Annotated in this window: 11 protein-coding genes and 1 pseudogene; 4 read left to right on the forward strand and 8 right to left on the reverse strand. The window is 52.2% G+C overall.

Going from position 1 to position 13910, the window contains the following annotated elements:
• Positions 1 to 16: 16 nt before the first annotated feature.
• Positions 17 to 673, reverse strand: a complete 657-nt coding sequence (locus SD961_RS07950) for a CPBP family intramembrane glutamic endopeptidase (protein ID WP_318789852.1) — start codon at positions 671 to 673, stop codon at positions 17 to 19.
• Positions 674 to 895: 222 nt separating this feature from the next.
• On the opposite strand from SD961_RS07950, the gene SD961_RS07955 reads away from it, so the two are divergent.
• Entirely contained in the window at positions 896 to 3493 is a 2598-nt protein-coding gene (locus tag SD961_RS07955; RefSeq protein WP_318789853.1) for an EAL domain-containing protein, read from the forward strand.
• 203 nt (positions 3494 to 3696) lie between these two features.
• On the opposite strand, the gene SD961_RS07960 is transcribed toward SD961_RS07955, so the two are convergent.
• The 4 genes and pseudogenes from SD961_RS07960 to SD961_RS07975 form a co-directional block, all read right to left on the reverse strand.
• Positions 3697 to 4278, reverse strand: a complete 582-nt coding sequence (locus tag SD961_RS07960) for a hypothetical protein (RefSeq protein WP_318789854.1) — start codon at positions 4276 to 4278, stop codon at positions 3697 to 3699.
• Positions 4275 to 4637: a tlde1 domain-containing protein gene (locus SD961_RS07965; RefSeq protein ID WP_318789855.1), complete on the reverse strand. Its 363-nt coding sequence runs from the start codon at positions 4635 to 4637 to the stop codon at positions 4275 to 4277. Before SD961_RS07965 ends, SD961_RS07960 begins: the two co-directional genes overlap by 4 nt.
• Positions 4621 to 5124 carry a type VI secretion system tube protein TssD gene (tssD, locus tag SD961_RS07970; RefSeq protein WP_318789856.1) on the reverse strand — a complete coding sequence of 168 codons (504 nt, stop codon included), beginning with the start codon at positions 5122 to 5124 and terminating at the stop codon, positions 4621 to 4623. Before tssD ends, SD961_RS07965 begins: the two co-directional genes overlap by 17 nt.
• Before the next feature lie 146 nt (positions 5125 to 5270).
• Positions 5271 to 6361: pseudogene (locus SD961_RS07975) on the reverse strand (IS3 family transposase).
• 316 nt (positions 6362 to 6677) lie between these two features.
• On the opposite strand from SD961_RS07975, the gene SD961_RS07980 reads away from it, so the two are divergent.
• A complete protein-coding gene (locus SD961_RS07980) occupies positions 6678 to 6974 on the forward strand; it encodes an I78 family peptidase inhibitor (RefSeq protein ID WP_318789857.1) in 297 nt (98 codons plus the stop codon).
• Between the two features lie 254 nt (positions 6975 to 7228).
• Here the strand turns inward: SD961_RS07980 and SD961_RS07985 are convergent, their stop codons facing one another.
• Together SD961_RS07985 and SD961_RS07990 are read right to left on the reverse strand one after the other, a co-directional pair.
• Positions 7229 to 7477 carry a biofilm development regulator YmgB/AriR family protein gene (locus SD961_RS07985; protein WP_306207571.1) on the reverse strand — a complete coding sequence of 83 codons (249 nt, stop codon included), beginning with the start codon at positions 7475 to 7477 and terminating at the stop codon, positions 7229 to 7231.
• 270 nt (positions 7478 to 7747) lie between these two features.
• On the reverse strand, positions 7748 to 8422 hold the full coding sequence (locus tag SD961_RS07990) for a MarC family NAAT transporter (protein WP_318789858.1): 675 nt from the start codon (positions 8420 to 8422) through the stop codon (positions 7748 to 7750).
• A gap of 455 nt (positions 8423 to 8877) precedes the next feature.
• On the opposite strand from SD961_RS07990, the gene cspA reads away from it, so the two are divergent.
• Positions 8878 to 9090 (forward strand): RNA chaperone/antiterminator CspA, encoded by a 213-nt coding sequence (gene cspA, locus SD961_RS07995; protein ID WP_013200976.1) that lies wholly within the window; start codon positions 8878 to 8880, stop codon positions 9088 to 9090.
• A gap of 309 nt (positions 9091 to 9399) precedes the next feature.
• Positions 9400 to 10608, forward strand: coding sequence for a multidrug efflux MFS transporter (locus SD961_RS08000; protein ID WP_318789859.1), 1209 nt, complete (start codon positions 9400 to 9402; stop codon positions 10606 to 10608).
• Between the two features lie 27 nt (positions 10609 to 10635).
• On the opposite strand, the gene SD961_RS08005 is transcribed toward SD961_RS08000, so the two are convergent.
• Complete coding sequence (locus SD961_RS08005) at positions 10636 to 13716, reverse strand: beta-galactosidase (protein ID WP_318789860.1); 3081 nt, start codon at positions 13714 to 13716, stop codon at positions 10636 to 10638.
• Positions 13717 to 13910: the final 194 nt, after the last annotated feature.

Consider the following 13910-nt stretch of genomic DNA (forward strand, 5'->3'; position numbering starts at 1 on the left):
CAACCCAGGTAAGGCTCTACTGCGTCAACGTTATCCAGAGCCAGGGTGAGACGCCGATAAAGTTATTCAACATATGCAGAAAAATGGGAAGCCTGAGTCCGCCTGATAACAGTCTGGCATAACAGAGCAGCAGAGAGAGGACGATCAGCGCAATCAGCGTCTGAAAATGGGTGTACTGCGTATGCATAGCAGCAAAACCGATGGAAGTCAGCAGAGCACAGGCCAGACGTTGCCTGGGCGCCCAGAGCAGAAGTCCCTGCATCAGGAATCCGCGAAATAAGATCTCCTCAAACACCGGAGCCAGCAACACCACGGCCAGAGAGAAAAGGAGCACTTTGCTCCGCCCTTCACCAAACTGACCGCCCGTCCAACTTTCCTGCGGCAGATAAAAGGATTGCGAAGCGATCAGGCCGAGCAGCAGCAGGCTGAATAGCGCCGCCTGGCGCCATGAAAGGGTGCCTAACGGGATATTGGCATAATGCCTGGTATACCAGCGATAAAGCGGCACTAATGCAGAAAACTCCACCACGCAAAGCAGCGGCATTAACATGCCTGTTGCTGCCAAAGCGGAATAGCCCGGTAACGCACTCACGATAAGGGTAAGGGTGTACCAGACAAGGCACATTCCCATGCAGAGTAAGGTGCATGTCACTTTGTCGGCATGATTGTTCATTGCACTCTTTCTCTGACGGCTATCGGGGGATGGTAACAAGCGTCGGCAAAGCTGTCGAGATGCCCGCATTCCTGCAAAAACGTCCTAAATTGTTGCTCTTCCAGGCCGATAGTGATTAGACGATCGCGTCTGGAGGACGAGAGGACCAGCGATTTCTTTTACGCCATACGGCACTTACCAACATGGAGGGTTGAGTAGCCTGCTTGATAAGGTCCCGAGTTAATGAAATACCCCTCTGTACTTAGCCCGCTGCCCGCCGCAGACGGGCAGAAAACGACCCTTTTTACCCGACGATTATTGATGTCGTTGACGCTGTTGTTAAGCAGCGTGCTGCTGCTTTCCATGCTGATGGTGGTGGGCATTGCATGGCGTCAGAACGAAGATGCCGTGAAGCAGGAGACATTCCTGTTGCAGAATGCCTGGAAGGAGAGCCGCCAGAGCATACTGACAGATATACGTGATTACGCTTTCTGGGGCGAAGCCTGGAATAACCTGCATCTGAAAGTCAATCGCACCTGGGCATTTGATGAGCAAAACTTCGGTCCCGGCCTGTTTACTGAATATCACTATGAAGGGGTTTTTGTTGTTGATGGTGAGGGCAGGACCAGTTATGCAGTAGTCAACGGCCAGCTCACGGACATTCAGCTGGAAAGCTGGCTGGGGATCCATACTGCGCCCCTAATCCGCAGCGCACGTGCGCTGGCAGAGGAGCAAAGCGCGCTGACGCAAAACGCGTTGGTCGGCTCCACGCCAGCCATCGTGGCTGCTGCGCCTATTACCACGGGTAAAGTGCCGGGTCTTGAAATGAAAAAAGGCCCGCCTTCGGTAATGGTCTTCGTCAATCGTTTCACGCCTGAAAAACTAAAAGCGTTTGGTACCAGCGTCGGTGTGCTTAATGCCCGCGTTCCCAATAATACACAGGACTTTTTTTTACCGCCTTTGCTGAATGAAGAGATCGCGGATGATAATCCCCTTGTGATTCGTTGGGACTCCAGCGAGCCAGGCGGCAGCCTGCTGCTGTTTTTATTGCCGATGCTCTTTATAACGGTCGTGATTATCGGGCTGGTGGCTCGCCGCGTCATTAATCATGCAATGCACAATGCCGCGCTTTCCGATGACCGCTTTGACCAGCTGGTACAAAGCCAGCTTGAACTGGCAGCCAGTGAGGCGCGCTTTCGGGACGTGGCGGAAACGGCCTCCGACTGGATTTGGGAAACGAATGCCCAGGGAGTCCTGATCTACCTGTCGAAGCGATTTGCCGCCGTCACGCATTATGATGTTTCTCACCTGCTGGGACACTCTATTGATAAGATCCTGCAACATGATGACCAGGCCGTATCAGAGTGGATTTTCCAGCAGCGTGCGGATGGGCAGCGACACGTGCTGCGCTGCTTTTCGATCACGGCGCTGGGCGTAACCCGGTTATGCAATCTGATCGCCAATCCCGTAGAGCTTAACGGGCAGATTGTGGGCTATCGCGGCACGGTTTCGGATGTGACGCGTGAAGTGGAGGCCCAGGCCAGGGTCCATTATCTTTCACAGCATGACGCGCTGACAGGTTTACCTAACCGGCTTTACATGAGTGAGTTTTTACTCAGCCGGTTACAGGCGCAGCCTACTCAAGAGCGCCCTCTGGTGCTGATAAGCCTTGATCTGGATAATTTCAAGCCGATCAATGATACCTGGGGACACGCTGCCGGGGATTGTGTCCTGAACGAGGTCTCGCACCGTCTGCGGAGCGTGCTGAAGGCCGGGGATTTGGTCTCCCGCCAGGGAGGCGATGAGTTTATCCTGATCGTATCCAATCTTCAGGGCGAAGAGGAGATTGCTCACTGTTGTCGCCAGCTGCTGGATGAAATTCAGCGCCCTTTCTGGCTGGGGCAGCACGAGATCTTTATCGGTGCCAGTCTTGGCATTGCGCTGGCACCAAAGGACGCGATGCAGGCAGAAGAGCTGCTGCGCCTGGCCGATATTGCCCTCTATAAATCCAAGCGTGAAGGACGAAATCGCTGGACCTGGTACACGGCGGAAATGGCTGAACAACTGAGTAACCGCCGGGAGCTGGAGTGCAACTTACGCAAGGCCATCAGCGGGGACGAGCTTAAACTATTTTATCAGCCTCGCTACGATCTGAAAAAAGGGCGGCTGGAAGGCGGAGAAGCGTTGATTCGCTGGCAGCATCCGGCAACAGGGATGATTATGCCGGACGGCTTTATTCCGCTGGCAGAAGAGACCGGCCTGATTATTGATATCAGTGACTGGGTGCTTAACCGTGCCTGTAACGATGCCATGAACTGGCCTGCGCCGATGTATGTATCGGTGAATATCTCTCCCGTTGAGTTTCGTAGCGGTCAGCTCGCGGCTCGCGTGGCAAATGCGCTTAACACCAGCGGCCTGGCGCCGGATCGGCTTGAGCTGGAGATTACTGAGAACATTACGCTGGAAAATCCACAAAGCGCGCTGGAAGTGATGCAGGCGCTGAAAAAACTCGGTGTCAGGCTGACGGTGGATGATTTCGGCGCAGGCTATGCTTCGCTGAGCTACCTGAAAACCTTCCCGTTTGACGGCATGAAAATGGATCGCTCTTATATGAACGATTTCCCCCATTCACCGCAGGCGTTCTCTATCGTAGAAGGGATTATCGGGCTGGGCAAAGCGTTCTCTCTGACGGTGACGGCTGAAGGGATTGAAACCCGGGAACAGTTGAAAGAGCTGCAGGCGATCGCCTGTCAGGAAGGGCAGGGCTACTATCTGGGCAGACCGATGCCGCTGGAACGTTTCCAGTTGCTACTACAGGAAGAGCCAGTACTGACGGTTTGATGGCAACGCGCAGCAATAAAAAAGCCCGCGTAATTGAACTGACCCCGTAATGTTGGACTCAGTTTTTTAGGAGCCGTCCCCTGACCACAAGCAGATGGTCAGGGGACTTCATAGGACAAACAGGACTACATCGCTTACATGTCCCATTAATCATCTACAAAGTTGCGAACAGGCAGTTTTGGACTTAATAGTCCCATGCAAGTTTAATTAGACGTAACTTGACTAATTATCACACCCTCTACATTCTTGTCTTTAAGATTGTATTGAAGGCAGTTCATCTGTGTGAAATCACCATAAGTCTTGGTGTCATTGCAATATCTAAACACATTTGCATCTGGAGTGTTAGAAAACGAAGATGAAATCTTTTTCAATGTCATATTCAATAAAAGAATCCCCTTGATTGTTACTCCTAAATCACCCGAATAAGAATAACATCCTTTAGGCCTCTCATTTCTGGCTACTGCAATAGATGTTAAATCGCCTTGTCCCATCTCGTTATCTGAAATAAACCAATAGTTCACGCCTTTTGAGTTCAGGCAAAGCCATGAGGCTTGATCTCCTTTGTTAATGGTTACGTCAGTAGTTTTCGCTATGTCTGCAAGGGTGCTGTATTCCATTAAAAACATGTTATCGTCAATAATAACGTGAGGCGATAAATCCTTGTTAGTATCGTATTCAGGAACGGATGCATCATCCTGGTAGTAGTTAGCACCAAACCCCTCCATTTGCATAGATATAGCGGCAGGAGAAGCCATTACAGCAAGGACAATAGCAATATATTTCATTTCACCTTTAGCTCCCGGTCACCACTCGCCCAAATGCTCTTTCTGACGCTGATGGAGGCTATAATACATCCTTCGGATGAGTCCAGTGGATGCCTCTTGCTCGCGCCATGTATGCGAAAAGCTGAGCGTCCGCACATTGCATTGCTCAGGTTCGGGGTAAGGTTTAGTGTGTATTTCCCCGTGTGAGGAGAATTGTGAGGGGAGCCAATTGTATAAGTCCCTCTGGGAAGAGGGCCTTTCCCGCTCACACATTCCTGGGAGCTATCGTTTTTATATCCAGTCGCTCCGGCATAGTCAGCGGTGTACTTTTCACCATTACGGGTGAAGGTGTGTGTTTTTACATCATATACCCACGCCATTATGTAGCCGTCCTTTCCATGAGTCAGAATGAATTATATTGCCATCAAGGTAATGCCATGTGATCTTCTCGTAAGCTAAATCAACGTATTCAAGATGAGCATGCCTTTCCCATTGAGGATTTTTTATATCCATCATGAACGGTTCTATTTCTGTTACTTTCACGTTCTCCAGCGTAGTCCTGAAATACTCTTCCTCGAATCCGTTGTGGTTGATGCGATAGAACTTAAATACAGCCCTTTTTAGGGTCTGACCTGTAGACAATGCTTTGTACAGATAAGACGATGAGTTATCGATGCCTTTCATGAAAGCATATGAGCTATGCAAGCGCTTTGCGATCGCTTTCCCAGTCAGAAAATCAGTGGGCTGTTCTACAGAGTGCATTAGTTCACTAACTTCTATGGTTCCTTCTCGACCATTAACATCAACACTGCCCTTTATTGGCGATCCACCATCATCTTCGAGCCATAAGTAAACCGGAATAGCCATTGAATAAATTCCCTTATTAGTTGAGCGGAAGATTATCTTCTGTCCAACCTGTCATGATGAAATGTTGCCTGAAGGTTTGTTGATATAAATCAAGAAAATGTACATTTTTCCAGCCCCAGTCAGGCTTCGACTCGTGCTCTCTGCGCTCAGGCCGCCACCTGTTGAAGTAAGCGGAACTCAACCGGGCTGAGGCCATTGAGTCGCAGGCTGATTCGTTCATGATTGTAGTAGTGGATACAGGCGTCAATGGCCTCTCTCAGCGCAGGAATACTGCTGAACTCCTCCAGATAGAAGCATTCGGATTTAAGCGTGCCGAAAAAGCTTTCTGCCATCGCGTTATCAAGGCAGTTGCCCTTTCTCAATATGCTCTGTACCACGCCTGCCGCCCGGAGCCTGTCCTGATAAGCTGTCATCTGGTACTGCCAGCCCTGGTCGGTGTGCAGCACGGGCGCATCCCCCGGCGTCAGCCTCGTAAATGCTTTATCCAGCATCGTATCAACCAGTACCAGCACGGGCCTTCCCGACAGGCTGTACGCGATAACCTCGCTGTTGAAGGCGTCAATCACCGGGGAGAGGTAAAGCTTTTCGCCGTTAACGGCGAACTCCGTCACGTCACTCACCCGCTTCTCGTTGGCACCGCTGGCCGTGAAGTCGCGTTGCAGGCGGTTGGGGGCGATTTTCACCACCTGACCTTTCCATGAGCAGTATTTTCTGACGCGGATAACGGCGCGGAGCGATAGCTCGCCCATCAGGCGCTGAACCGCCTTGTGATTAATGGGGCAACCTCGGCGCGAAGGTAGCGCAGCTCGGCCTGAGCATCAGGGGAATTATCGCGTGGTACTGGCGGGGAGGTGATGTCCTTATGCATGGGATCCGGCTTTTTCGGTCTTCCGCGTTTCAGGCCAGAGAGCGCCCCGGCCCCGGACGCCTGAAACCGTTTAATCCACTGATAAACGGTGCTCTCATTGAGAAGGTTAAATTTAGCTGTGGCATCGCGGAGCGAAATTTTATCATCGATGGCGGCGTGGACAACCTTCAGCCGGAACTCGGGAGTGTAGTCACCCGTTTTCCATGTCAGCCCGTCAATGCCGTGCTGCTGCCATGCGGAAACCCAGCGGCGAACCGCTGGGCGGCCCACGCCAAAACGGGTGGCCGTCTCACGATAGCCATCCGTGCCGTTGAGATAATGAGGGACAACGGCGAGCCGTAATTCAAGGGAGAACTTAGGACTGCTCACTGAACTGCACCTTAATCAGTCAGGTGTCCGACTTTTGGGGAGCAGTTCAGAAAACGGGCTTTTTTACTTAGCGGACACGAACCGCTACAAAGGTCATAACGACCGCGAAAAGGACAAATATTGTCAGTTCCATATTTCCTCCTTTCTGAGATTATTCTTAAATTATAGCGCTGGGTAACGGTGAAAAAAGGCGCAGTTTGTGCCATTTCGACCCGGATCACAGAAACAAACCGCTGCTGAAAAATGCGATTATCATCCGTCGCCGGGCTCTGTTAGGCTTTGCAGAGTTAAGAACTAAACGCACAGGAGAGAAATCATGAAGTTATATGGAAAATTAGCCGTTATCGCTGCGCTTGTTGCCTTGTCAGGCTGCCAGACAGCGGCACAAAAAGGGGGGAGTTCAGCTTCGGTGGACCCGGAAGCGGATCGTTGTGGCGCCTCTGACTATCAGCGCTATGTGGGTAAGCCTCTCTCCTCAATAGACGGCCTTCGTTTTGAGCATCCTGTCCGGGCCATTCCTTATAACTCTGCCGTCACCATGGATTTCAACCTCAACCGGCTGAACTTTATGGGTGATTCACAGGGCAACATTACTCGCGCCTATTGCGGATAAAGCTGCCTGATTGTCGCCGCGCCCGTACGCCAGGGATTGAAGAATGCATGACTCGTGGCCTCAATCCTGCCTGTAGATAAAAGTTATTACAGGAAAGGGGATTAGCGTGTCACACGAATGCAATAAGCATTACGTAGGGTAGCAGCAGATAAAAGTGATCTCTGGTCACTGCGAAACAGATGCAATGCTCGTCTTATTCCCGCCTTGTGCGGGTTTTTTTTGCTGTGAATTAGAGAAAAGTGCGTTGGGGCCGCTTAAGGCTCTTTCTCTTCTAACAACTGGGTCAGCAAATTACGATAGCCTTGCAGCATCGCTTCATCCACTTCGCCCTCAAGTTTGGCTATTACCGTGGCAATAATCACTTTGCTGTTAGTTGGCCTGCCATGACGCATTAATTCGGTCATTATAGCCGCCAGAAGTTCACTCTCTTTGGGCGCGTGAAAGGCCGGACTGTTGAAATAGTCGGTAATTGCCCGGCCTGCGCCTGGCGAGTAATGTGCCATAGTAAACCTCCGGAATAGCGCCATCGACAGCCCCGCGGCTATCCGATGTGATCAGGAAATTAAACTTTTCTTAAATTCGGTCCGATTTGCCAGAACAGGCATTCGCTACTTAGCCTGAATAATAATCAGGCGGGGGTTTTAATTACTCTAGATGGCGGCCACAGGAAATCCAGTAACAATCAGAAATATTTTTCATTATGCTTTTTTATCAGCACAGCGAGCAGGCCAACCGCGGCCCGCTCTCTCTCCAGTCGGTGATAAAAGAGAGAATTATCCCTGCCCTGGCCAGTTAAGGATCACTTCAGTTACCCCATTGATCAGGAACTGCACTCCCATACAGACCAGCAGGAATCCCATCAGGCGAGAAATAGCTTCAATTCCTCCTTTACCGACCAGGCGCATAATGGCGCCGGAGCTGCGCAGACTTATCCAGAGGATAACGCTGACGCTCAGAAAAATTAATACTGGCGCTACGGTAATAACCCAGGGAGAGAAAGTATTGCCATGATGGACGGTAGAGGCAGCACTGATGATCATCGCCAGCGTCCCCGGACCTGCGGTGCTTGGCATGGCGAGAGGAACAAAGGCAATATTCACCACCTTACGTTCCGTGATCTCATCCAGCTTATGTTCAGCCTCCATGGAATGGCCAGCCTGCTGCTGGGGAAACAGCATGCGAAAGCCGATAAATGCCACGATTAGCCCGCCAGCCATACGCAAGCCTGGAATGGAAATGCCAAAGGTATTCATCACGGCATTTCCCGCATAGTAGGCCACGGTCATGATAATAAAGACGTAAACGGAGGCCTGTAGTGCCTGGCGATTCCGTTCGCGATAATTCATATCACCCGCCAGCCCTAAAAACAGCGCAACGGTGGTTAACGGATTTGCCAGCGGCAGAAGAACCACTAAACCAAGACCAATCGCTTTGAAAAGCTCAAACATGCTTTTTTCCCTGATGCCAGATTGTCAGGAAATCATCATGCCTCAACCTGGCTTGATTGCGTAGCCTGCGCTGAAAATGGCTGCCCTGACGGCAGGTTGGGAGGCGGAAAAGGGGCGAAATGGTTAGTTAACTGTAATGAAACTGTAGTTCTGGTTGTTAATTTCCATCCGCTCAAAAATAGCGCTAAAATAATTTATCATAAAAAACAACATGTTATGAATAATTTGCTTTTATTTGTGCATCAGGGCTTGTACTGCATCCTCTGTTATGAGTAAATGCATCGTCGGTTTTGAAACAGACAACGTATGCGAGCAATTTTAGTAAAGCAGTTTTCAGTTAAAGCGTTATCTTTGATATCTCTTCTTCCTGACTTCCTTCTTAAGTGCCTCATAAGTCCACCCTGTTGACAAACCCCGTGCCCTTTGCGGCTTAATACTTATTGAAGGAAAGACAAATGTCTAACAAAATGACTGGTTTAGTAAAATGGTTCAACGCTGAGAAAGGTTTCGGCTTCATCTCCCCAACCGACGGCAGCAAAGACGTATTCGTACACTTCTCTGCAATCCAGAACGGCGGCTTCAAAACGCTGGAAGAAGGTCAGAAAGTTGAGTTCTCTATCGAAAACGGCCAGAAAGGCCCAGCAGCTGCTAACGTAACTGCACTGTAATTCGAGAACTTTTCGCCAGCGGCCAGGTTGCCTGAGCTGACTGGTGAGAATACGAAAACCCGCCCCCGTGGCGGGTTTTTTGCGTTTCTGCTTCCTGCTCTGCAGCGCCTGATGCCCGATACGCCAGCAAGAAATAGGGCGTTACCCGCATAATTCGCCTGCTACTGAGGGGATCGTCTGCTTCAGTCGCCGCTATCCCAGGTTAAAACTTCAAAGTTATCTTTACCGCGTTATTTGCCACTCATCGCTAAAACCTCCTTGTTACACTTTGCTTTCGCACTTTTGCCATAAGGCTTTTTGTACAACAAGATGGAATCCTGGAAGGTTAACCTCATCTCAGTCTGGTTCGGCTGCCTCTTTACCGGCCTGGCTATCAGCCAAATCATTCCCTTTCTGCCCCTCTATGTTGAGCAACTGGGGGTAACCGATCCCAGCGCCCTGACGCTCTGGTCCGGGCTTATCTTCAGCGTCACCTTTTTAGTCTCTGCTATCGTTGCGCCGATGTGGGGCAGCCTTGCCGATCGCAAAGGTCGTAAGCTGATGCTGCTGCGCGCCTCGCTCGGCATGGGCGTGGTGATCTTTCTGCAGGCTTTCGTGACCGATGTCTGGCAACTGTTTTTGCTGCGGGCGCTGATGGGGCTGACCTCAGGCTATATTCCTAATGCCATGGCGATGGTGGCGACTCAGGTGCCAAGGGAGCGCAGCGGCTGGGCGATGAGTATGGTCACCACCGCGCAGATTTGCGGGGTGATCATGGGGCCGATGATGGGAGGCTTTCTTGCGGACTGGGTAGGATTGCGCGCCGTATTCCTGATCACCTCTGCGCTACTGCTCACCAGTTTCCTGATTACCCTGTTCCTGATTAAAGAGGGCGGCCAGCCGCGGGTTAAAAAAGAGGACAACATGACCGGCAGCATGGTGTTCCGGACGCTGGGCAATCCTGGCCTGATTATCAGCCTGTTCCTGACCACGCTGGTGATCCAGCTTTGTAACGGCTCCATCAGCCCGATTCTGACGCTTTTTGTCCGCCAGCTGGAACCCGATGTGCAAAACATCGCCTTTATCAGCGGTGTAGTGGCCGCCATCCCCGGCGTCTCGGCGCTCGTTTCAGCGCCTAAGCTGGGTAAACTGGGCGATCGCATTGGAGCGGAACGTATTCTTTTTGCGGCGCTGATGCTGACCTTTGTGCTGTTTATGGCAATGTCCTGGGCAGACAGCGCTTTTCAACTGGGGGTATTACGTTTTCTGCTCGGCTTTGCAGAGGGCGCGATGATGCCAGCGGTACAGACGATGCTGCTGCGTTACTCCAGCGATCGGGTAACCGGACGTATTTTCGGCTATAACCAGTCGTTTATGTATCTGGGAAATGTGGTCGGGCCGCTGATTGGCTCTGGCGTCTCGGCGATAGGCGGCTTTCGTTGGGTCTTCGCCGCAACGGCGGCCGTGGTGTTTATTAACACCGTTCAGCTTATTGTAAGCTGGCGCAATCGCAAAAGGGTAGGGGCTAACCAGACCTGACGGATTACCCGCCAGGTCACCCCCTGTTTAGCGTGGTTTCAGGGTCAGCTCGTAAGCATAATGGCTGGCGGAGAGCAAAAATTCGGGGCTGACGCTTGGGCTCCAGGAGTCATCTCCGCCCACGCCCATATGGTAGCCATCCAGATGTAACCAGCACCCTTTCTCTTTTCGTAACAGATGGCGATGGGTCGCTTCCCGTAGTTGTTCCAGGCTGTAGCGGCTTAGTGAAAAGTGGAAATCCCCAGTGACGTTTATGTTACCGGCATCCAGGGTTTTAGTACCACTGCGCAACCCGTTTTCACCAGGGAAGATGTAAGGGGTGTAGAGATCCGCCTGTGGCCTTGTCCAGCGGGAAAACTGGGCAGCACTCTGGCGGTCGGGATAATTTTCATGCGGCCCCATTCCCAGCCAGCTTATTTCCTTAACCTCTTCAGCGAGTTGGCAGCGAAGGCCAATCCTGGCCGGAGGCGGCACGCCATCAGCCAGGGAAACTTTTACCGAGATATGCATCTGGCCTGACTCATCAATGAGAAAAGTTTTTCTGCTCAGAAACTTCAGCTCGCCATGGACCTGCCACGCATGAACCGAAGTCAGCTGGACACCCCGACTGAGCCTGTCGGCTTGCAGATCGAGCAGCTCGCTTGCAAGCTGATTAAAACCAGCCCGTTGCCAGCGCTCAACCCAGGCATTCGGATCGGGTTTGCTGACTTCGCTGATGCCGATATCGTTATCCAGCGGCGCCCGGATAAAGCAGTCACGCAGAGGGGTAAGCAGCTGCGGCTCTTCGTCAATCAGCCATTGTGTCAGTTCACCGCTACGGCGGCAGAAGTGCCAGACCTGGTTAAGATGCCGGATGAGAATGAGATCTTCCCTGTGCTCAAGCGTTGGCGTAACAGGTTGCAGCGCTGGCGACGGAGGGGCCAGACGTGACGGAAGTTTCCACTGATCCCACGCCACGCGATGATTTTCTGCTGACCAGTCGGTTGCCTGTGGCTGAATAACTTCAACATTCAGCCACACTTCTCCGCTCAGATCCGGTCTCTCTCCGGCATCGACGATCAGACTGCCTTCCGGCGAAAGAGCCAGCTCCTGCTCACCGCCAGCAATTTTTACGCCGTTATGCTCAAGGGTCCAGCGCAGGATTTCGTTATCGCTGTGGCGGAACAGATACTCGCTCCGGATAAGGAATTTCAGCGGCTCGGTGCTTAGCAGCGAAAACTGGAAAAATTGCTGTGCATGCTGCGCCTCGAAAAGCGAAGGGTGGGGAGTTCGATCTGCAAAAACCAGGCCGTTCATACAGAATTGCCGGTCGTTAGGCGTATCGCCAAAATCGCCCCCGTAGGCCTGCCAGGGATTGCCCTGACTGTCGTAACGGGTCAGGCTCTGGTCGACCCAGTCCCAGACAAACCCACCCTGTAGTCGGGGGAATTCACGAAAAGCGCGCCAGTATTTCGCAAACCCGCCCAGGCTGTTGCCCATCGCGTGCGCATATTCGCAAAGGATCAGCGGACGGTTCTCTTCCGGCAGGCCAATCCATTTTTTCAGTGACCATTTCGGCACCGCCTCAAAAGGTTGATCCTGATCGACCCTGGCATACATCGGGCAGATAATGTCGGTGGCGGAGGTATCTGCACCGCCACCCTCATACTGTACGGGACGGGTGGGATCGCTGCTTTTTACCCAGCGCCACAGAGCATCATGCGTGCTGCCGTGACCAGACTCGTTACCCAGTGACCAGATAATAATGCAGGGATGATTACGATCGCGCTGAACCATTCGGGTTACGCGTTCGCTGAACGCATTGAACCAGAGCGGATCGTCAGAGAGCCGGTTCATCGGCTGCATGCCGTGCGTCTCGATATTGGCTTCATCCACCACATAGAGGCCGTAACGATCGCACAACCGGTACCAGAGCGGATGGTTCGGATAGTGGGAACAGCGCACGGCGTTGAAATTATGCTGTTTCATCAGCTTGATGTCGTGGATCATCGTCGCTTCATCCATCACCTGGCCCCGCTCCGGATGATGCTCGTGACGGTTGGTTCCCCGGATGAGCAAAGGTTTACCGTTGAGTTTCAGCAGGCCGCCATCAATCGCAATCTTGCGGAAACCGACGTCAAAAGCTTCCGCTTCGATAAGCGCTCCCTCTGCATTCAGCAGCGCCACGGTAACGCGATAAAGGTGCGGCGTTTCGGCACTCCATAAATCAGGGCGCTCTACCTTAAGCGCCAGCGTTGTGCGGTCAGTATACCGCCCCCGCTCATCAATGATGCGGCTACCCAGCGGCTGACAAACACTTCCCACCAGGTCACCCTGACGCCAGAGCTGCACTTCTATTTTACTGGCCGGGGATGTGGCGGCGGAACAGATGGCAAGAACCTGTAGCTGCGCTGAGTGATATTCCGCGCTCAGGTGCGTTTCAATCTGCACGTCCGTTAAGTGTGCCAGAGGTTTATGGAGCAAGCTGACGTCACGAAAGATGCCGCTCATTCGCCACATATCCTGATCTTCCAGGTAGCTGCCGTCGCTCCAGCGCAGCACCATCACTGCCAGCCGGTTATCTCCGGCAGCCAGCACTGGGGTTAAATCAAATTCGGCCGGAAGCCGGCTGTCCTGGGAATAACCGACAAACTGACCGTTGCACCAGAGATAAAAGGCCGAGTTCACCCCTTCAAACTGAATACGCGTCTGGCCACTGAGCAGCCAGTTGGGATCGCACTGGAACCTCAGCGAATAGCATCCGGTAGGATTTTCCCTGGGCACCACGGGAGGGGTAACGGGGATCGGATACTGCACGTTGGTATAGATGGGGGCGTCAAACCCTGCCAGCTGCCAGTTGGAGGGGACTTGCAGAGAAGTGGCATCAGCCAAATCTTGCCACAGCCAGCTATCGGGTACCTGCTCTGGCTGAGTGAAATAGCTGAACGTCCAGTTTCCATTCAGACAGCGCCGACTGGCGCTGGAGATATCTTTTCTGGCCGCTTCGGTAGTACGCCAGCTTGAAAAAGGCGGATGCATGGGCAGGCGATTGAGCTGCGTAACGTTAGGATTTTCCCACTCGCGTCGTAAGAGCTGCTGCTGCAGGCCAGGTAAAGCGGCTGTTTTCATCAACGATCCCCTGAAATGTTATGCGCTCACATTGCGCTGAGTTCAGGCTGATGTAAAGAGATTCGTCAGTATCATGCGAAGCAGATCGCTTTAACAGGCATACGCATGCTGAGCTTTTTAAGCATTGATGCAGGGTTCTGACAGGAAAGCGTTAAGCGTGGTTTCCGGCGGTAAAACTGGCCCTGAACAGGATG

This window comes from Erwinia sp. MMLR14_017, from assembly GCF_033657285.1.
Taxonomy (GTDB): domain Bacteria; phylum Pseudomonadota; class Gammaproteobacteria; order Enterobacterales; family Enterobacteriaceae; genus Erwinia.

What these genes read in the sequence shown, in the direction of transcription:
- SD961_RS07950 (WP_318789852.1), bottom strand. Translation starts at nt 673, where the DNA reads ATGAACAATCATGCCGACAAAGTGACATGCACCTTACTCTGCATGGGA.
- SD961_RS07955 (WP_318789853.1), top strand. Translation starts at nt 896, where the DNA reads ATGAAATACCCCTCTGTACTTAGCCCGCTGCCCGCCGCAGACGGGCAG.
- SD961_RS07960 (WP_318789854.1), bottom strand. Translation starts at nt 4,278, where the DNA reads ATGAAATATATTGCTATTGTCCTTGCTGTAATGGCTTCTCCTGCCGCT.
- SD961_RS07965 (WP_318789855.1), bottom strand. Translation starts at nt 4,637, where the DNA reads ATGGCGTGGGTATATGATGTAAAAACACACACCTTCACCCGTAATGGT.
- tssD (WP_318789856.1), bottom strand. Translation starts at nt 5,124, where the DNA reads ATGGCTATTCCGGTTTACTTATGGCTCGAAGATGATGGTGGATCGCCA.
- SD961_RS07980 (WP_318789857.1), top strand. Translation starts at nt 6,678, where the DNA reads ATGAAGTTATATGGAAAATTAGCCGTTATCGCTGCGCTTGTTGCCTTG.
- SD961_RS07985 (WP_306207571.1), bottom strand. Translation starts at nt 7,477, where the DNA reads ATGGCACATTACTCGCCAGGCGCAGGCCGGGCAATTACCGACTATTTC.
- SD961_RS07990 (WP_318789858.1), bottom strand. Translation starts at nt 8,422, where the DNA reads ATGTTTGAGCTTTTCAAAGCGATTGGTCTTGGTTTAGTGGTTCTTCTG.
- cspA (WP_013200976.1), top strand. Translation starts at nt 8,878, where the DNA reads ATGTCTAACAAAATGACTGGTTTAGTAAAATGGTTCAACGCTGAGAAA.
- SD961_RS08000 (WP_318789859.1), top strand. Translation starts at nt 9,400, where the DNA reads ATGGAATCCTGGAAGGTTAACCTCATCTCAGTCTGGTTCGGCTGCCTC.
- SD961_RS08005 (WP_318789860.1), bottom strand. Translation starts at nt 13,716, where the DNA reads ATGAAAACAGCCGCTTTACCTGGCCTGCAGCAGCAGCTCTTACGACGC.